General features: G+C 38.7%; 18 protein-coding genes, 2 tRNA genes and 1 riboswitch. Of the genes, 5 read left to right on the top strand and 15 right to left on the bottom strand.

Features of this window, described 5'->3' with window-relative positions; genetic code table 11:
• Nucleotides 1–4 precede the first annotated feature (4 nt).
• Genes GKE48_RS09415 through GKE48_RS09385 form a run of 7 tightly spaced genes read right to left on the bottom strand, consistent with a single transcriptional unit; the run spans nt 5 to nt 6,098 of the window.
• Nucleotides 5–946 (bottom strand): magnesium transporter CorA family protein, encoded by a 942-nt coding sequence (locus GKE48_RS09415; protein ID WP_022098418.1) that lies wholly within the window; start codon nt 944–946, stop codon nt 5–7.
• Nucleotides 930–1,652 carry a DNA (cytosine-5-)-methyltransferase gene (locus tag GKE48_RS09410; RefSeq protein ID WP_154300927.1) on the bottom strand — a complete coding sequence of 241 codons (723 nt, stop codon included), beginning with the start codon at nt 1,650–1,652 and terminating at the stop codon, nt 930–932. Before GKE48_RS09410 ends, GKE48_RS09415 begins: the two co-directional genes overlap by 17 nt.
• 7 nt (nt 1,653–1,659) lie before the next feature.
• A complete protein-coding gene (locus GKE48_RS09405; RefSeq protein ID WP_012739803.1) occupies nt 1,660–1,815 on the bottom strand; it encodes a FeoB-associated Cys-rich membrane protein in 156 nt (51 codons plus the stop codon).
• A 14-nt stretch (nt 1,816–1,829) separates the two neighbouring features.
• The gene (locus tag GKE48_RS09400) at nt 1,830–2,927 is read right to left on the bottom strand and encodes a DUF2974 domain-containing protein (RefSeq protein WP_055287773.1); all 1,098 of its coding nucleotides are present in this window, start codon (nt 2,925–2,927) and stop codon (nt 1,830–1,832) included.
• Nucleotides 2,928–2,929: 2 nt separating this feature from the next.
• Nucleotides 2,930–4,417, bottom strand: a complete 1,488-nt coding sequence (locus GKE48_RS09395) for a TrkH family potassium uptake protein (protein WP_154300926.1) — start codon at nt 4,415–4,417, stop codon at nt 2,930–2,932.
• 20 nt (nt 4,418–4,437) lie between these two features.
• Entirely contained in the window at nt 4,438–5,829 is a 1,392-nt protein-coding gene (gene trkA, locus GKE48_RS09390) for a Trk system potassium transporter TrkA (protein ID WP_022098423.1), read from the bottom strand.
• 41 nt (nt 5,830–5,870) lie between these two features.
• Nucleotides 5,871–6,098 carry a hypothetical protein gene (locus tag GKE48_RS09385; protein ID WP_022098424.1) on the bottom strand — a complete coding sequence of 76 codons (228 nt, stop codon included), beginning with the start codon at nt 6,096–6,098 and terminating at the stop codon, nt 5,871–5,873.
• Nucleotides 6,099–6,291: 193 nt separating this feature from the next.
• Here GKE48_RS09385 and GKE48_RS09380 point away from each other — a divergent pair.
• A tRNA-Gly gene (locus tag GKE48_RS09380) sits at nt 6,292–6,363 on the top strand.
• Between the two features lie 510 nt (nt 6,364–6,873).
• A tRNA-Gly gene (locus GKE48_RS09375) sits at nt 6,874–6,945 on the top strand.
• A 118-nt stretch (nt 6,946–7,063) separates the two neighbouring features.
• Here GKE48_RS09375 and GKE48_RS09370 read toward each other — a convergent pair.
• From GKE48_RS09370 to GKE48_RS09355, 4 genes are all read right to left on the bottom strand, one after another.
• A complete protein-coding gene (locus tag GKE48_RS09370) occupies nt 7,064–7,939 on the bottom strand; it encodes a hypothetical protein (protein WP_154300925.1) in 876 nt (291 codons plus the stop codon).
• Complete coding sequence (locus GKE48_RS09365; protein ID WP_154300924.1) at nt 7,936–8,490, bottom strand: RNA polymerase sigma factor; 555 nt, start codon at nt 8,488–8,490, stop codon at nt 7,936–7,938. The genes GKE48_RS09370 and GKE48_RS09365 overlap by 4 nt, the downstream gene beginning before the upstream one ends.
• Before the next feature lie 150 nt (nt 8,491–8,640).
• On the bottom strand, nt 8,641–10,413 hold the full coding sequence (pepF, locus tag GKE48_RS09360; protein ID WP_154300923.1) for an oligoendopeptidase F: 1,773 nt from the start codon (nt 10,411–10,413) through the stop codon (nt 8,641–8,643).
• Nucleotides 10,414–10,508: 95 nt separating this feature from the next.
• Nucleotides 10,509–11,384 carry a DegV family protein gene (locus tag GKE48_RS09355; RefSeq protein ID WP_117914991.1) on the bottom strand — a complete coding sequence of 292 codons (876 nt, stop codon included), beginning with the start codon at nt 11,382–11,384 and terminating at the stop codon, nt 10,509–10,511.
• A gap of 152 nt (nt 11,385–11,536) precedes the next feature.
• On the opposite strand from GKE48_RS09355, the gene GKE48_RS09350 reads away from it, so the two are divergent.
• Nucleotides 11,537–12,301, top strand: a complete 765-nt coding sequence (locus GKE48_RS09350) for a GNAT family N-acetyltransferase (RefSeq protein ID WP_154300922.1) — start codon at nt 11,537–11,539, stop codon at nt 12,299–12,301.
• Here the strand turns inward: GKE48_RS09350 and dapB are convergent.
• From dapB to GKE48_RS09335, 3 genes are all read right to left on the bottom strand, one after another.
• On the bottom strand, nt 12,298–13,062 hold the full coding sequence (gene dapB / locus GKE48_RS09345; RefSeq protein ID WP_022098430.1) for a 4-hydroxy-tetrahydrodipicolinate reductase: 765 nt from the start codon (nt 13,060–13,062) through the stop codon (nt 12,298–12,300). The genes GKE48_RS09350 and dapB overlap by 4 nt on opposite strands.
• A gap of 17 nt (nt 13,063–13,079) precedes the next feature.
• Complete coding sequence (dapA, locus tag GKE48_RS09340) at nt 13,080–13,964, bottom strand: 4-hydroxy-tetrahydrodipicolinate synthase (RefSeq protein WP_041688721.1); 885 nt, start codon at nt 13,962–13,964, stop codon at nt 13,080–13,082.
• 144 nt (nt 13,965–14,108) lie between these two features.
• Nucleotides 14,109–14,281: riboswitch (Lysine riboswitch) on the bottom strand.
• A gap of 93 nt (nt 14,282–14,374) precedes the next feature.
• Nucleotides 14,375–15,019 (bottom strand): single-stranded DNA-binding protein, encoded by a 645-nt coding sequence (locus GKE48_RS09335; RefSeq protein ID WP_012739816.1) that lies wholly within the window; start codon nt 15,017–15,019, stop codon nt 14,375–14,377.
• A 241-nt stretch (nt 15,020–15,260) separates the two neighbouring features.
• Here GKE48_RS09335 and typA point away from each other — a divergent pair, with 241 nt between their 5' ends.
• Nucleotides 15,261–17,090, top strand: coding sequence for a translational GTPase TypA (gene typA, locus GKE48_RS09330; RefSeq protein ID WP_055287768.1), 1,830 nt, complete (start codon nt 15,261–15,263; stop codon nt 17,088–17,090).
• A gap of 22 nt (nt 17,091–17,112) precedes the next feature.
• A complete protein-coding gene (locus tag GKE48_RS09325; RefSeq protein WP_012739818.1) occupies nt 17,113–17,436 on the top strand; it encodes a helix-turn-helix domain-containing protein in 324 nt (107 codons plus the stop codon).
• A 59-nt stretch (nt 17,437–17,495) separates the two neighbouring features.
• On the opposite strand, the gene GKE48_RS09320 is transcribed toward GKE48_RS09325, so the two are convergent.
• The gene (locus GKE48_RS09320) at nt 17,496–19,286 is read right to left on the bottom strand and encodes an ABC transporter ATP-binding protein (RefSeq protein WP_154300921.1); all 1,791 of its coding nucleotides are present in this window, start codon (nt 19,284–19,286) and stop codon (nt 17,496–17,498) included.
• Between the last annotated feature and the right edge of the window lie 28 nt (nt 19,287–19,314).

The following is a 19,314-nucleotide window of genomic DNA, read 5'->3' as shown; positions in this document are numbered from 1 at the left end:
GCTTTTATAGCATTTTCTTCTTCCTTAATACCCATAAAACTATTATACATATCAGAAGTATTATTCCACTTATTATCTCAAATCCAAAAGGTGTCTTTGCAAACGGCATCCATTCTCCACCTACATTCATTCCATATATGCCTGATATTATTGTCGGAATAGCCATCACAATTGTAATTGAAGTAAGGTATTTCATTACATTATTCAGCTTACTGTCAATTACTGATGACATCAGTTCCCTTGTACCATCAATGACATCCCTGTATATCGTGGTCATCTCTATAGCCTGCTGGTACTCGACCATGACATCCTCAAGAAGCTCCATATCTTCAGGATACTGCTCAAGTCTTTTATATCTTCTGAGTCTTTCTAACACAATACTGTTAGCTCGAAGAGATGTTGCAAAATAAACAAGTGTAGATTCTAACTCATGAAGCTCAATAAGATCAGTATCTGACGTATCTCCATCAACCCGCTCTTCTATCTCAATTCTTTTCTTATCAATAAGACGAAGATTAGCCTGATACACAAAAGCTGAACGGAAAAGCATCTGATATATAAAACGCATCTTTTTCTTTGTACTGAACTCTTTCACCTTATTTCTTACAAAATAATTAATAATCGGTGTATCTACCTTACACACTGTAATTATTGCTTCACTTTTAAGGATAATACCAAGAGGAATTGTTGTATACATTTTTTTCTCATGTCTTACCTCAGGTGTAGGAATATCCACAAGTATAACAGTATATCCGTCTTCAAGGCTTATACGCGAACTTTCTTCTTCATCAAGTGCAGATGAGATATCCTCAGGTTCTATTTCAAAGCGTTCTGCTATCTGCTCAAGCTCCTTGCTTGTCGGATCTACCATATTAATCCAGCATCCATCCTGAATATCTGTCAATGTATTTAATACCTGCTGGTCTGTTCTATATATCTCTACCATAAGTCCGGCCTTTCATAATTATTATTTCATCATAGTCGTCCCTGATGCGTCTCATAATAAAATCTCTTAACGGTTCATCAAAACACCTGTATATATTGTTTACAGCCTCACAATCAAGTGGATTACGTGTAAGAAAATATTGCACATTAAATCCATACATATCATATACTATCTGTAAAATCTTTATATCTGGTCTTGACAAACCATTCTCTAATGTACAATAGCTTCTCTCTGATATTCCAAGCACATTTGCCATGTCCTTTTTATTCATATCATGTATCCGTCTTATCTCTGTAAGTGTATATCCTGTACGCACATTATCTGGAACATCCAGTTCCATTCCATTAACAATCTCAAGTATCATTCTATGGTAATATGCCACTACCCTTTCTTTCTTATACCCGAATTGAAGCATGCTGTCAAACAAACATAGCAGATTTCTTATAAAAACTTTTTTCCTGAAATCAGGGCATAGTGTGTGCAACTCTGAAAATGGATTATTATTATCTATTCCATGCAGGATATAATCGCTGTTCCAGCCTTCAAGTTTTGCCACCTTCTCTATAATCCTGTATGTAACCGGTTGTGTCCCTGTCTCCAAACGGGCAAGATAGTCAGTACTGACATTCAGCATTTCTGACATTTCCCCTCTGGATAAGCCTTTCATAATGCGGCATTCTTTTAACCTGTCCCCCGTATTACGCATTAAAGCCTCACTTCTTGTCAGTTTTACAGCTTCTTAATCCACATGAGCCGCAATTACCATCACAGCCCTTCCCAAGACCGCTTTTTTCGTGCTTATATGAAACTGCAATATATATGGCAACAACCACAACTAACAATATTCCTGCTGATATAACCTGTCCCATTCTTTATCTCCTTATTAATTGCTCTTATAAGCTTTTCCAATCTCACCTGTAAGTGAAGCAAATATCTTAAGTATCATTGCACGTTCTGATTTGTCAAGTTCCCTGAAAGACTTAAGAACGGCATTAATATTCTTAAACCTGGCTGTACTTATCTCTGAAAGGTTCTTTGCACCACTTGCAGTTACCAGTGAGAATAATGTATCTACGAATTCTGCCCTCTGTTCTCTTGTAAGCCCGTCTATCCATGCGCTCAGTGCTGCATTTAACCTTTTACTCTTAGGGCTTAACTCCTGCTCAGTCTCAAAATCTGGTCCTATAACCTGCCATGACATAGAATCATGCTGCATAAGACCTGACTGGCTGCTCTTTACAACCTCATAATCCCCATCATGATTAAGAAGCATTCCAACAACTGAGCCATAAGGAACAATACTCTTAATCTTAGGCAGAATTGCCAGATAATCCGGATGCTTTACAAAATCACTGTCAAATCCCGGACCATCATTATTATAAACAGTAATAATTCTTTTCTTCACTGATGGTCTTGCAAATACTGATGCATATACTGCCAGATTACCACCTTTGGAATGTCCGCCAAGAATCAGCTTTCCTTCTGAACGCTGCACGGTTGTGTCAATATATCTTACCGCATCCTTCTGCGATGGAACAGGGGATAAGAAACTCATGTTAAAATCCTCTTTCCAGCCCACAAGTGTATCATCAGTTCCCCTGAAAGCAATATACGTAAGTCTGTTATCGATTCTTACATGAAATGCTGCAAACTGTTCTTCTTTGCCGCCATCGACATAATCAACATAATTAGTAAGTATAAGTGAACCAAATCTTTTTGTTGCTGCTGCCTCCCTTAAAAGATACGGAGCTTTTCCTATGAAAGATTTGCATTTCTTAATCTCCTTCTCATCATGGGTATCAAAAAATGTGTCTGCCGCTTCCGCAATTGTAATAGTCTCGATACTTCCCGGTGCCGGTACAATATCAGTAAAATCAACATATGCAATCTGCGCAAGTATTAAATTGTCCACGTCATTAAATGGTGCCTGGCTAAAATCAAGGTCACCTCTCCATTTCAAATAATCAGATACATTACTCATACTTAACCCCTTCTTATTCTACGCATTTTCCTTTCAGAAACCTTCTTGGTTACAAGATCCTTCCATATTGAAGGTGTGAACAGAATTATCAGTGGAAATAACTCCAGTCGTCCGGCAAGCATATCAAACATCAGTACATATTTGCTGAAATCAGAATAACTTCCAAAATTCTGTGTCGGTCCGACAGCCGAAAGCCCCGGACCTATATTATTAATAGTCGCTGCTACTGCAGTGAAATTCGTCACAATATCCTTTCCTTCAATAGATATTAGCAGTAAAGACGCTGTGAATATCATGATAAATGTTATGAAATATATACTCACCGACCTGCATGTTTCACTATCAACAGGCTTTCCTTCTGTCTTAATCACCTTAACACTCTTAGGATGAATATATGACTGAATCTCTCTGAATATTGTCTTTATCCCTATTATAAACCTGGAAACCTTAATTCCGCCACCTGTACTTCCGGCACATGCTCCCACAAACATCAGTACAACAAGCACCGACTTTGACAGTGACGGCCACATATCAAAATCCACTGATGAAAATCCGGTTGTCGTTATAATAGATGCAACCTGAAACATTGACTGTCTCAGTGTAAGTTCAACAGCACCTACACTTCTGTATATATTAACAAATATAATTGCTGTTGCTGCAAGGATAATTCCGAAATAACATCTTACCTCTTCTACTTTAACAGCCTTCTTAAACTGTCTTAGAACAATAAGATAATACGCGTTGAAATTAACGCCAAACAATATCATAAATATGGTTACAACCCACTGGATATAAGGTGAAAAGCTTGTAAAGCTGTCATTTCTGATACCAAATCCACCTGTTCCTGCTGTTCCCATGGCTGTATTAAGTGCATCAAGGAATGTCATTCCTCCAAAAAGAAGAAGAATTGTCTGAAGTACAGTCATCCCAAAATATATAATATACAGTATTCTTGCTGTATATCTGATCTTAGGAACAAGTTTACCCACTGATGGTCCCGGACTCTCTGCTTTCATAAGATTGATATTAGAGCCACCTGTAAGAGGTATTACTGCAAGCAGAAATACCAGAACTCCCATACCACCAATCCAGTGAGTAAAGCATCTCCAGAACATAATGCTCTGTGACAGTCCTTCAACTTCACTTAATATACTTGCTCCTGTTGTTGTAAATCCTGATATTGTCTCAAAAAGTGCATCTGTAAATGAAGGAATTTCCCTGCTTATAGAAAAAGGCAGGCAGCCAAATATACTCATAAGAATCCAGCTGAGTGCAGTTGTAACACACCCCTCCTTCAGATAAAAAACTGTATTGGCAGGTTTTTTAATTGTCATAAGAATCCCACATACAGCACATAATGCCATTGTTATCAGGAATGCAGATATTGCCTTCTCCCTGTATATAACGCCAACAATCACAGGAATGACCATAAGAGCCGCTTCTATCTTTAAAACATGTCCAAGAATATATCTTACTATAGAACTGTTCATATCAATGTTCCCAGCCTTTCCTATCTAAGAATATCAGTTATAGCATCAAACCCTGTATGAGTTGTTACAATAACCACAGTATCTCCAACCATAAGGCTGTCAGTACCACTTGGAATAATAATCTTACCATTACGGTTAATAAGTGCTATAAGCAGATTATCCTTCAGCTTAAGTTCCATAAACTGCTTGCCCGTAACTCCTGATTCCTTATCAACGTTAAACTCTATAGCTTCCGCCTTCTGGTCAAACAAATGATACAAGGTCTGTATGTTATTGCTTCCCATAGACTCCTTCTTAGCTCTTACATAAGCAATGATAGCTTCTGATGTTATATATCTTGGATAAATCACACTGCCAAGATCAAGGCTGTTAATAACACTGCTGAATCCCATTCTTGTTATTTTCGTAATACATTTGGCTTCAGATACTTTTCTTGCATATAGAGTAAGCATTACATTCTCTTCATCAATCCCTGTAAGAGGGACAAAGCTCTCCACATACTCAATCCCCTCTTCTCTTAAAAGGCTCTCGTCAGTACCATCACCATTGATAATAACAGCTCCCGAAAGCTCTTCGCTTAACTTTAACGCGCGTTCCTTGTCATTCTCAATAATCTTTACATCAATTCCCATGTTAAGAAGCTGTTTTGCAAGATAATATGCAACTCTTCCACCTCCGACAATCATGGTACTCTTGACCTGATGTGTCTGAAAACCTACACTTGCAAGAAATGTCCTTGCATTCTTTCTTGATGCAATGAAAGATAACTTATCATCTGCCCTTATAATAAAATGTCCTGATGGAATGAACACCTCCCCATCCCTCTCAACTGCACATATAAGAACCTTAGATGATGAAGCCTTAGATATCTCCGCAAGAGTATGGCCACACATCTGGTTACCCTCAGGGACTTTTATCTTAATCATCTCTGCCTGTCCATGTGCGAATGTTCCAATCTCAAGTGCTGTCGGCATGTAAAGCACACGTGCTATCTCACTTGCAGCCTCAAATTCCGGATTAATAATCATTGCCAGACCTAATCTGTCTCTTAAAAATGCAGCCTCCTGACTGTATTCAGGTGTTCTTACTCTTGCAATTGCCTCACATCTGCCAGCCCTCTTTGCAAGTGTACAGCATAAAAGATTCAGCTCATCAGAATCAGTTACCGATATAAGAAGGTCAGCTGAGTCAATACCGGCTTCTTTCTGAACAGCAAAGCTAGCACCATTGCCCTCAACTCCCATAACATCATATGCACCTGTTATTGCATCAAGCTTAACCCTGTTCTTATCAATAAGAGTAACATCATGGTTCTCCCTGCTGAGTCTCTCAACAAGAGTGGCACCAACCTTACCGCCTCCTACAACTATAATATTAAGTCCGTTCTTTCTGGACTTGTCATTCCCAAACATTCCAATCCTCCTTATTATTTCGCGTTGTTTTGCGAAGCAAACTATCTCCCCATTTCTTTTAATTCTTCAAGCAGTTCCAAATCAGACTGCTGTACCTTTATATTAGATGTTATAGGTGCCTCTCCAGGATTAGTAACTGTAATCTCAATTATAGTTCCTTCCTTAAGACCTCCTGCAAAACATCTGTTAAGAAATGCCACAAACTTCGGATGATTCTTCTGAAACTTGTTCTTGGCACTCATAAGCTTCATAATTGATGCTGGATTCATAATAATCTCCATTCTTTCTAATTCTGCTACTCAGCATGCAAAGTATACCATATTATCAAAAAAATAGAAATCCCTGACGTCCTTTCCCATATATTAATTTTTCAGAAATTCAAATTTAAAAAAGTTTTCCGAATTTTTTCCGAAAAAAGTGTTGACAAAATGTCATTTTGCCATTATTATCTTAAATGTGTTTGCGCGAGTGGCTCAGTGGTGGAGCACCTCCTTGCCAAGGAGGGGGTCGCGGGTTCGATCCCCGTCTCGCGCTCTATTATTTTTTAAGAGGAAGTCAGTACATGCTGACTTCCTCTTTTTTTGTGCTCAATTTGTTTCAAGACATTATACGTGCCGCAAAGCACACATAAATAACCTACTATCTCATCAATTTTCATAATCCAGTAGGTCTTTTCTTATTGTTAGCTGGTATGTAATGCTTCTTCCCAACTTAAATACCTACTATTTTGTCATAATTCACACTTTTAGTATGTCTTTTTTCTCATATCTGTAATATCAGACAGATTTGGTTTGAAAAAAAACCTACTATTCTCGCATAAATCATCAATTTAGTAGGCAATTTTCTTTATTCTCGTTAATTCTCCTCAGAATTTCCTCTTGATAAACCTACCATTTCATCATATTTAGCAGTCTTAGTAGGTTTCCCCCTCATCTATAGCATTATAGATTCAACTTTTTTAAATTTATACTTGACAGATTAAAGTTTTATGTGTATTATCTTGTTTGTGTTCACAAGAGAATTTAATTAAAGAACATTAATTATGCGCGAGTGGCTCAGTGGTGGAGCACCTCCTTGCCAAGGAGGGGGTCGCGGGTTCGATCCCCGTCTCGCGCTCTTTTTAATTTTAAAAGGAAGCCAGCATTTAAGCGGCTTCCTTTTTTGTTTGTGTTCAATTTGTTTGAAGACAACTTAAAGACACATGATTCTTCGTCTTGCGCTCTTCTATCAACTGTCATTTCACATACACAATCACTTTGTCTGAAACCTTTTCCAGGTCATCACTGCCTTCAGCTGTCTTGAATCCCACATCAACAATCTCTGTTGTTCCGTCTCCATATGTCACAGTTATACTTAATGTAAGTCCTTCATACATATTTTTAACCATCTCATTGTATACCTGACGGTCCTGATACAAAGATTCTTTTTCTAACTGCTTTGAAAACTTTACAATCTGTACGCCCTCGCTCTGACTGTTGCCGCTCTCCTCATACTCTTCCCCGATATCTTCAATAATGTAATATGCATAGCCGTTCTCCGTCTGTTTTCTGAATTTTTCAGAAGATGTCTGATATTCAGGACTGTCCTTGTCAACCTCTTTCATTCTCGCCAGATTATATGTCACATCTGAATCATTTCCCGTTATAGAATACTTAATCTTTGAGATATCTTCGCCCGTTACATTTATACCAGCCATAACCTGTCCCATCACAGATGAATCTCCAACCTGGCTTGAAATTCCAGCCACAACTCCTGATACACCAGCATTTTTCTCATCATTAGAAAAAATACATTCCGATGTATCATCAAGCCCGGCTGCATACACATTCATAACATGAGCAATTTTAAATCCTGTCTGCTCTGATGCTGGCTGATTACTGCTCTGGTTTCCGCTTCCTGTTACAGAAGTCTTCAATCCTCTGACTCCCAATACAGCAGTAACAGCCGCTGCGGCCACAAGACCTGCTGCAATTATCTTCTTTACATTATTGCTCTTTTTATACCTGATATCCACACTGGCAGTTTTCTTGTAATTTCCTGCTTCTTCAATCATTTTCGGACTAATTTCATTAAGTCCTTCATATAAATCCATTGCCTCTGATTTTTTCATAGATATAAACCCTCGCTTTCCAGATATCTTTTTAATTCTTTTCTCGTTCTGTGAAGAGTAACTTTCACTGCTGATTCGCTCATCTGCATCCTTTCTGAAATATCTTTAATTGAATCCGAGTACCAGTACCGCCTGAGAAATATAATTCTTTTATTTTTATCAACTGTTTCAAGAAAATGCGATAACATCTCTCCAATATCTTCCTTGTCCAGATGTGTATGCAATCCGCCATCACCTATGCATTCTTCCAGTTCTTTTGTCAATTCAACCACTTTGGCCTGTCTCTTTCCCGCATTGTTTTTTCTTATCATATCAATCGCAATATTTCTTGCAGATGCTGCCAGAAATGCGAATAAATACTCTGGTCTTGCAGGCGGTATGCTGTTCCATGCCTTCATATACGTGTCATTAACACATTCCAGCCCGTCCTCTCTTGATTGCAGCATATTGGCTGCCAGTGCATTTAACTTAGAACCATATTTTTCATCAACTGCATTAATTGCATCTTCATCCCTTTGAAAAAATAAATTGATTATCTGTTTATCATCCATTACTGTCTGTACTCCCTGTTTTTTAAAAGCGTTAACCCTTTCATAATTAAAGACGGATTATTCCGGCAACGGTTACATTTATCCCATAAAAAAATTCTGGAAGACGCATTATCTCCCAGAATCATATTTATATTCACAACACATTAAGCATTACCACTGTTTTAGTAATTCCCCAAACACATCCAGTGCTTCCTGCACAACATCCGGTCTTGTCATATCTATTCCGCACAGCTTAAGAAGCTCAATAGGGTGCATTGAAGAGCCGCCTGACAAGAACTTTCCGTAACCTTCTATAACCTGCTCATCGCCTGCAAGTATCTTGGTTGATATTGCAATTGCAGCGGAATAGCCTGTTGCATACTGGTATACATAGAACGGTGTATAAAAATGTGGTATCCTTGCCCACTCAAGTGCTATCTCATCATCAATAACCATATCCGGGCCGAAATACTTCTCATTCAGCTTCTTGTACATCGCACAAAGACTCTCTGCTGATAACACCTCACCCTGTTCAGCCTTTGCATGTGCTTCCATCTCAAACTCTGCAAACATAGTCTGTCTGTAAAGAGTTCCCTTAAACTGCTCAAAGAAATGATTGAGCAGATATCTTTTCTTCTTCTCATCATCAGTATTCTTTAACATATACTGCATAAGAATCGCTTCATTACAGGTTGACGCAACCTCCGCAACAAATATCTTATATCCTGCATAAATATAAGGCTGGTTCGCATTGGAATAATAAGTGTGCATTGCATGCCCCATCTCATGAATAACCGTAAAAACATCATTGAGTGTATCTGAGTAATTAAGAAATACATATGGGTGTGTGCCATAAGCGCCCCATGAAAATGCTCCCGAACGCTTTCCGGTATTCTCATACACATCTACCCAGCCATTATTGAAGCCTTCTTTAATGTGTGAAACATACTCCTCACCCATTGGTGCAAGTGCCTTCACAACAATGTCCTTAGCCTCATCATAGCTTATCTTCCAGTCAATATCCTCTACCATCGGTGCATAGATATCATAAAAATGCAGCTCGTCAACACCAAGCGCCTTCTTTCTTATATCAACATAGCGGTACATTTTGTCAAGATTATCATTAACAGTCTTTATAAGATTCTTATATACATTTTCTGGAATAAATGAGCCGTCAAGATACATGTTCAGTGTTGACTTGTAGCCCCTTGCGTCTGCATAGAACATTGCCTGCTTGACATTGCCATAAAACGCTGCCGCAATCGTGTTGATATATGCCCCATACTGCTTATACAACGCCTCAAATGCCGCCTTTCTTACTGTTCTGTCATGACTTTCCATAAATGTGGCAAAATTGCCGTTAGTCAGCTCATCTTCCTGTCCGTTCTCTCTTTTCACCTTGCCAAACTTAACATCAGCATTGTTAAACTTAGAGAACACCTCATCAGGCACAGTTGACATCTGTGATGCCTTTGCAAGCAGTGCTTCCTCCTTCTCAGAAAGCGTATGCTCTTTCCCTGCGAGGCAGTCATCTATAAAATGTTTATACATTCCAAGTCTTTCATCCTCGCTGATATATTTATCAAGCACATCCGCATCTATTGATATAAGCTCAGGCTCTAAAAATGCATACTTCTCTGACACCTTCATCGCAGCCATCTGGGCTTTCCCAGATATTTCCTGATACTTTGAATTGCCTGTATCCTCATAATATTTCATAAATGCATACACATACACTCTTTCAGTAATGTATTCTACCTGTTCATACTCCTTAAGTGCCTTGTAAAGCATGCCGGCAGACTCGCCCATCCTGCCTTTAAGCTCACTTGGCTGGTCAGTCAGTTCAAGTATACTGTTATAATCCTTTTCCCATGCTTCATCAGAGCTGTATAAATCACTCACAGCCCATTTAAACTTATCATCAATCTCACTTCTTGCTGGCATAACAATCCTCCATTCATATTAACCTGCGGTAATATCCGCATTTATAAACAAAAGCCTGCAACAACTCATGCGCTGTCACAGGCTTATCATTCGTATTAATCAAGTTCTGGCAGATAAGCAGATGTCGCTATCGCAAGTGCGCCATGTCCTATGTGGCAGGCAACTGAAAGTGAAAGCGGATCCATGTGGAAATCAAACTGTGGGAAAGTCTCTTTAACTAACGCAGCCCATTCCTCTGCCTCCTCAGGATTACCTGAATAAGCAACCTCCATATGCATCTTTCCATCCTTTGCAAACTCTGCAAATCTTGTATCTAAATCATCCTGCATTGCCTTAAGCATAATCTTCTTCGCTGAAGCCTTACCTCTTGCCTTGGCAAATGCATCTAACTTCTCACCCTGAATCTGAAGCACAGGATTAAGCTTTAACATAGTTCCAATAGCAGCTGCCGCAGGAGTTATTCTTCCGCCCTTCTTTAAGTACTTAAGAGTATCAAGTGTAATATATATGCTTGATTCCATCTTATGCTTCTCAAGAATCTCCTTAATCTCTGCCGCAGACTTACCCCTCTGTGCAAGCTCCTTCGCATCAAGAACAGACTGTCTCATGGTTACAGAAATTCTCTGGTTATTGACAACCTGAACCTTTCCATCATAATCATCAGCAACCATAGTAGCTGTCTGGCATGTTCCGCTGAGCCCGCTTGACATAGGAATATATACAAGTTCATCATATTCCTTAAGAAGCTCATCAAATGCGTCCTGCATCTCACCAATAGAAGGCTGTGAAGTAGATATATCAGCATCCTGCTTTAACTTCTCGTAAAACTCTTCCTGTGTAAGATTAATATCTTCAAAATACTGTTCTCCATCTATAAAGAACGGCATTGGTATAACTTTAACTCCAAGCTCCTTAGACTGAGCCTGTGTAATTCCACTGTTACTGTCTGTAAGTATGGCAACTTTACCCATGTAAATCCTCCCAATAACCTATTGCTGGTAAATCAATTATTTTGTTATACTGATGTATATACTTTTATATAGTAAGGCATTTTGACACTTTTGTAAACAAATGTTTCTTATTTCAAAGTAATATTTTTATAAACTTTTATTGGAGAACAACTATGAAATATATTGAGATTGACTATCTGGACAACATTTTAATGAATGCTCTTGAAGAACTTATTAACAAATGTGACGGCTACGAGCCTTATTACTGCGATTCCCATAACGACAGCTTTATCCAGTGTGCGCTTGTTGATGACAGCACAGATTCACCTGTAATGTATGGCTTTGTTGGACTGCTTATCAATGATGAATGCGGATATGTTGAAGTTTCAGGTCTTGTAGCACCTGATTTTCGCCATAGAGGACATTTTCGTAATATGCTATCCATCTGTTACAGAAAGCTTAAAAGCAGCTCTGCTGGCAATTTAGAGCTTATTGCGCCTATAAGTGGAGAACTGCTTAACAGCTCTTTATGTGGTGATATATGTTTCTACGAATATCTGTACCAGCTTGATAAAGCACATTTTAACTTAGAATCAATACAGGCTGCAGAGCCTGACAATGCCGAATATTATCTTGAGGGTGATGATTATCTTATGTATCTGCCGGAATATGAAGAACCTGTGGCTCTTCTTTATCTTGATACACAGAACACATTTGTAAATGTATACGGCGTATTCGTTGATGAGAAGCTTCGTGGGAAAGGCATTGGTACATGCCTTATGAAGCATTTTCTTAAAGACTACTTTAACATTGCTTCACTTCCACTCGTACTTAATGTAACAAGCAGGAACAAGGCAGCTGTGGCATTATATAAAAAATGCGGCTTCACCGAAGCAAGCCGCATTGAATATCATTATATTAACTGCCCTGAAAACTAGTTCTTGGCTGCAATAACATCTCTCATATCGTACATTCCAGCCGGCTTTCCTGCAAGGAACTTGGCAGCCTCAACTGCCCCCTTTGCAAATACAGCCTTAGAATGTGCGGTATGCTTGAACTCTATAACCTCGTCTTCTCCAGCGAAGATTACTTCGTGCTCTCCAACGATAGTTCCGCCTCTTACAGCACTGATTCCGATTTCCTTAGGATCACGCTTCTGTCTTAACTGGCTTCTGTCATATCTGTAGAAATAATCATCCTCAAGCACTTCCTTCATTGAATCTGCAAGTGCAAGAGCTGTTCCACTTGGCGCATCAAGCTTCTGGTTGTGGTGCTTTTCAACTATCTCAATATCAAAGCCTGCTGACGCAAACACTTTGGCAGCATCCTGTAAAAGCTTGAATAATGTATTGATTCCAAGTGACATATTAGCTGAACGTAATATTGCAACACTCTTTGATGCTTCATTGATTGATGCAATCTGCTCATCGCTTAATCCTGTTGTACATATTACAGCAGGAATCTTAGTTTTCTTAATATAGTCAACAAGTGTATCCTCTGCCTTAGCTGATGCGAAATCAATAATAACATCTGCTTCAACATTACATTCTTCTAATGAAGCAAATACCGGATATAAGTTATGTCCGTCATCACGAAGGTCAATTCCTGCTACTATCTGTGCATTAGCATCGTTAGCAACTATTCCCGTAATGACCTGTCCCATATGGCCGTTACAGCCATGCATAATTATTCTTGTCATGTTCATTCTCCTGTCAATTAAAGTATTCCGTAGTTAACCATTGCTTTCTTTAATCTCTCAAGGTTAGCCTCTTCCATCTCACATAATGGGCTTCTGAGAGGTCCCATATCCCATCCCATAAGGTTAAGTGCATGCTTAACAGGAATTGGATTAACCTCACAGAATAATGCATCTACAAGCTCTAATGCCTTAAACTGTAACTGTGCAGCCTTAGCAACATCTCCAGCTGCAAATGTAGCGCAGATATCATGTGTCTGCTTAGGAGCAACATTAGATAATACTGAAATTACACCCTTTGCTCCAATTGACATAAGAGGAACAATAAGTCCGTCTTCACCTGAGTACATATCAAGTCTTCCCTCAGCTAATGCCATTGTCTTGCTCTCCTGTGCAAGATTACCTGTTGCAGCTTTAATAGCAACGATATTGTCAACATCCTTAGCAAGCTTGGCTGCTGTCTCTGGCTGGATATTGCAGCCTGTTCTTCCTGGAACATTATACATGATAATAGGAAGGTCTACTGACTTCGCAACTGCTGTATAGTGCTGGATAAGACCCTTCTGTGTTGCTTTATTATAATATGGTGTAACTACGAGACATCCATCAACTCCTGCCTTCTGTGCTTCCTGTGAAAGCCATACAGCTGTTTCTGTGCAGTTAGAACCTGTTCCTGCAATAACAGGAACTCTTTTCTTCACATAATCAGCAGCAAATCTGATTGTTTCTACATGCTCCTCATGTGTAAGTGTTGATGCCTCTCCTGTTGTTCCACAGATAATAATTGCATCTGTTGAGTTATTAATCTGGTAATCAAGGAATTCTCCAAGCTTATCGTAATTAACTTCTCCATTAGCTTTCATTGGTGTAATAATCGCTACACCGGCTCCGGTAAATACTGACATACCATCCTTCTTTCCGCTGTTAACAGCTATTATTATGTACATGATTCCTGTCTATTCTCATCGCTACCCATGTGAGTAGCTCAACAACATAGAAGAGCCAATCTGCTCAAACAGACTGGCTCTTAAAGAAATCATAGTAATAGTCCTTTAAGTAGCTCTCCATCTATTCGATGACAGTCGTAAAACTATTAATCCTACGCCCAGTAAGACTGCTCCGGAAACAATCCTCTTCGGCACTTTCCCCTTTTACTATCCTTCATATGTCTTCCGGGACATCAGGATAATTACTCTTGAATCGTGCGACCTCTACCTGCTGCAGGGGAAACCCTTACAGTTAATGTGACTATATCACTCTGATAATGTTATGTCAATATATATCCTTAAACTAAAGAACATAAATGTTGTCTTAATTATTCCTCATCTTCAACAAGGTCAATCTTACTTACTGATACCTCATAAGCAACTCTTCTCTCAACCTCTTCTTCTCCTATTTTCTTAGTGTACTCTCTGCTCTGTACACGTCCGCTGACCTGAAGATGTGCACCCACTTCAAGACCTCCTGCAAATCTTGCATTTCTTCCCCATGCTATACATGGTATGTAATCCGACTTACCGTATGGTCTGTTTACAGCCACTAATATATCTGCAATTTCTCTTCCTAATGGAGTTTTTCTATAAATAGGAGGCTTGCATACATATCCATCAAGGAATATCTGGTTGGACTTAGACTGCTCTTCAGGCATCTCGTCATCTTCTAAGAATCTTAATTCTCTTACAAATATTGAGAGAACAAGCTTATTCTTAGTTCCTTCATGTCTGTTATATGAACGGAACTGTCCTGCAACCTCAATCTTCATTCCTCTATAATCCTTAGTAACATCAATAAGCCTCTCAGATATCATAAGTGGTATGACATCCACCATATCACTTAATCTGTTCACTGATACGTTAGCAATATAGAAGCCCTCTCCAAAGACCTCATGGCTGAAAGTGAACTCTGAGACAATCTCTCCTATGATACACACTCTGTTGTTTTCAATTACTTTATCAAGCATTCTGTATTTCTCCCTTCTTTGCCACCTTATTATTAATGTGTTGTGGCATGTGCTTTGTTTTCTCTAATATGTATATGTTGTCGTTTTCGCAAATATTACAAAAACTTTTTGAATAATCTGTGTTCAAAAAATGAAAAAATTTTTATATATTTAGTATTGTTTTTTAAGAATATTGTGATAGAATATAAAAGTTGCTAATCATAGAAGATATTTTAAGTTTAATTCAGGAAGGACATTATTAATGAAAACAAAGCGTGAAGATATTCGTAATATTGCAATTATTGCCCACGTTGATCATGGTAAGACAACCCTTGTTGATGAGCTGTTAAAGCAGAGCGGAACTTTCAGAGCCAATCAGGAAGTCGCTGAACGAGTTATGGATTCCAATGATATCGAAAGAGAAAGAGGAATCACTATTCTTTCTAAGAATACAGCTATCACATATAAGGATACTAAGATTAACATTATTGATACTCCTGGCCATGCTGATTTCGGTGGCGAGGTTGAGCGAGTACTTAAGATGGTTAACGGCGTTATTCTTGTTGTTGACGCATTCGAAGGTGTTATGCCTCAGACAAAGTTTGTTTTACAGAAAGCTCTTGACATGAATCTTTCTGTTATAGTATGTATTAACAAGATAGACCGTCCAGAAGCAAGACCTGAGGAAGTTATTGACGAGATCTTAGAGCTTTTCATTGACCTTGATGCTAATGAAGATCAGCTTGACTGTCCATTCATCTTTGCTTCAGCTAAGTCAGGCTATGCTATGGCTGACCTTAATGATGAAAAGAAAGACATGCAGCCACTCTTTGACTGTATCGTCAATAACATTCCTGCACCAGAGGGTGACCCTGATGCAGATACACAGATGCTTATCTCTACTATTGACTACAACGAATTCGTTGGTAGAATTGGCGTAGGTAAGATTGATAATGGAAGCCTTAAGGTTAATCAGGAGGTTATGATTGTTAACCACCATGATCCAAGCGTTAAGAAGCGTGTAAGAATTACTAAGCTTTATACATTTAACGGACTTAATAAGGTAGAAGTTAACGAAGCAGGAATCGGTGAAATTGTTGCTGTATCAGGTATTGCTGATATTCATATCGGTGATACAATCTGTTCACTTAACAACCCTGTTGCCATTCCTTTCCAGAAGATTTCAGAACCTACTCTTTCTATGGACTTCATGGTTAATGACAGTCCTCTTGCAGGTAAAGAAGGTAAATTCGTTACTTCAAGACATTTAAGAGACAGACTTTTCAAGGAACTTAATACAGATGTTAGTTTAAGAGTTGAGGAAACACCTGGTGTTGAGAACTCATTTAAGGTTTCAGGACGTGGTGAGCTTCATCTTTCAGTTCTTATTGAGAATATGAGAAGAGAAGGTTATGAATTTGCAGTAAGTAAAGCCGAGGTACTCTACCACACAGATGAGAGAGGTAAGAAGCTTGAGCCTATGGAACTTGCTTATATCGATGTTCCAGATGACTGCACAGGATCTGTTATCCAGAAGTTAAGCCAGAGAAAGGGCGAACTCCTTGGTATGTCACCAATTAACGGTGGATACACAAGACTTCAGTTCTCTATTCCTTCAAGAGGTCTTATCGGATACAGAGGTGAATTCCTTACTGATACTAAGGGTAACGGTATTATCAATTCTTCTTTTGAAGGATATGAAGAATACAAAGGAGACATTTCTTACAGAAAGAATGGTTCTCTTATTGCTTACGAAAGCGGTGATGCTATCACTTATGGTCTTTTCAATGCGCAGGAAAGAGGTACTCTCTTCATCGGACCTGGTGAGAAGGTATATGCCGGAATGATCGTTGGCGAAAATCCTCGTACTGAGGATATTGAGGTTAATGTATGCAAGACAAAGCATCTTACCAACACTCGTTCTTCAAGTGCTGATGAGGCTCTCCGTCTTGTTCCACCTAAAATTCTTAGCTTGGAGCAGGCACTGGATTATATTGACACAGACGAATTACTTGAAGTAACACCAAAGAGTCTTAGAATCCGTAAGAAGATTCTTGATCACACAGCTCGTTACAGAGCAAACAAAAAGTAATTATTTTTAGGAGGTTTGAATTATGGATAGCGATTTAGGAGCTAAAGTTAAGAAGTTAAGAATTGCACACGGTCTTACACAGGAAGACGTTGCTAAGGCATTAGAGGTTACACCTGGTTACATAAGTAACGTTGAGAATGGCCGTAACCTTATGACATTAAGAATGCTTTCATATTATGCAGAGCTTACAGGAGTTTCTCTTGATTATCTTGCAGGAAGCGTTGACAAGTCATACCAGAATACAGCTCTTGACAATGAAATCATGCAGATTGTACAGAAGTTAGATGTTGATTCTAAGGAAAAGCTTATCTCTACACTCAGAATCTGGTTTGCTGAGAATAAGTAATTAAAACCGACAGGCATATAAATAAGGAGACGGGTTATATTCCCGCCTCCTTTTATTTTTTAGCTCTGTATTGATTTCATCTGATAGAATTCGCCTTTAAGTTCCATAAGCTCATCATATGTTCCATATTCAACGCAGTGACCATCTGCTATTACCGCTATTCTGTCTGCACCCTTTATAGTCGATAATCTATGTGCAACTATAAATGTTGTCCTGTCTTTAGTAAGATTATTAAGTGCCTCCTGAATAAGCTTCTCAGATATACTGTCTAATGCTGATGTTGCCTCATCAAGAACTATTACTTCAGGATTTCTCATAAGTGCTCTTGCAATCGATACACGCTGCCTCTGTCCTCCTGAAAGCTTTCCACCATGCTCTCCCACAACTGTATCTAATCCATCCGGAAGTGAATCTATAAGATCTCTTAAATTAGCTGCGTCCACAACTTTATTAAGGGCTTCTTCATCGAAATCATCTATTCCATATGTTATATTATCTCTTATAGTTCCTGAGAATAATATTGATGTCTGCGGTACAACTGCCAGATGCTTTCTATAAGTTCTAAGATCAATATCTCTCATATCATGTCCATCAATTGTAACAACTCCGTCTGTAGCGAAATTAAAGCCTATAACAAGGTTAAGAATTGTTGATTTACCAGCTCCTGATTCTCCCACAAGTGCAATCGTCTGTCCTTTATCGACATGAAGATTAAGCTCATGAAGTACTGGTTTATCTGTATTATTATAGGCAAACCTGACATTTTTAAAATCAAACTCGCCTTCTACACTTTTAAGTGCTTCTTTCCCATCATTGCATTCAATATCTTCTTCAAGAAGTACTTCTCCAATAGAATTAACCGACTCAACTCCCTTGGCAATAACCGGTATAAGCGACATAAGTGATGATACCTGACTTACTATTGTTGCAAAATAACTCTGGTAAAGTGTAATATCTCCAGGACCAACACTTCCCTTTAAAGCAAGAAATCCTGTGAATCCCAGACACACAACCTGGAAAACCTGGAATATTGCCCATCCAACCGAGCCAAATAATGCCTGTATAACATCAAGCTTATAGCCTTTCTCCGCAACTGCAAAAAGCTGTCCGCTCATCTTGGTTACTTCTTCCTCTTCAAGTGCATGTGCCCTTGTAACCGGAATAAGTTCAACCATCTCCATAACCCTTGCAGACGTCTCTTCCATCTCCTTACGGAACTCAGTATTTCTCTTCTTCATAATATTTCTGAAAAATACCATAGTTGCCGCTGCAAGAGGTGTAGTGAGAAGAAAGAATAAGAATACTATAAGACTCTTTGATACTGTAACAAAAAGTGCGACTCCAATATTAAGAGCAATATTTAATATACTTAAAAACATCTGTGTTGACAGTGTCTCAACCGCCTCCACATCTCGCATTATCTTTGATTGCAGTCTTCCCGACTGTGTCTCTTTGTGATACGAAATTGAAAGCTGCTGCAGTTTCCTTACAAGTGCTTTTCTAAGTCCTGTTTCTGCATACCTCGTTGCTAATGATTTATATCTTGTATACAGATAATTCATCGGCACATTAAGAACAACTAATCCAACCATAATTATCGCCTGAATAATAATATTCTGTACAGTATCCGGCGAACCACTTGTAATATCATTAATAATATTAGCCGTAACAATTGGCAGCACCCACACAGGGGCATGCTTTATAAAGAAAAATAATACTGCAAGAAAGAACTTATTATAATTTCCCTTATAAAGCCCTATAAGTATCTTTAACGGATGCCCCTTATGCTTCCTATAGCACTCAATGAACCAATTCTCAACATCAATTCCCTTTGGTGCATGTAAATTCATGATTGTTCCTCATTTTTCTGTATATTTA

It is taken from the genome of Lachnospira eligens, assembly GCF_009680455.1.
GTDB lineage: Bacteria > Bacillota > Clostridia > Lachnospirales > Lachnospiraceae > Lachnospira > Lachnospira eligens_A.
This window is presented reverse-complemented; position numbering and strand designations above follow the sequence as displayed.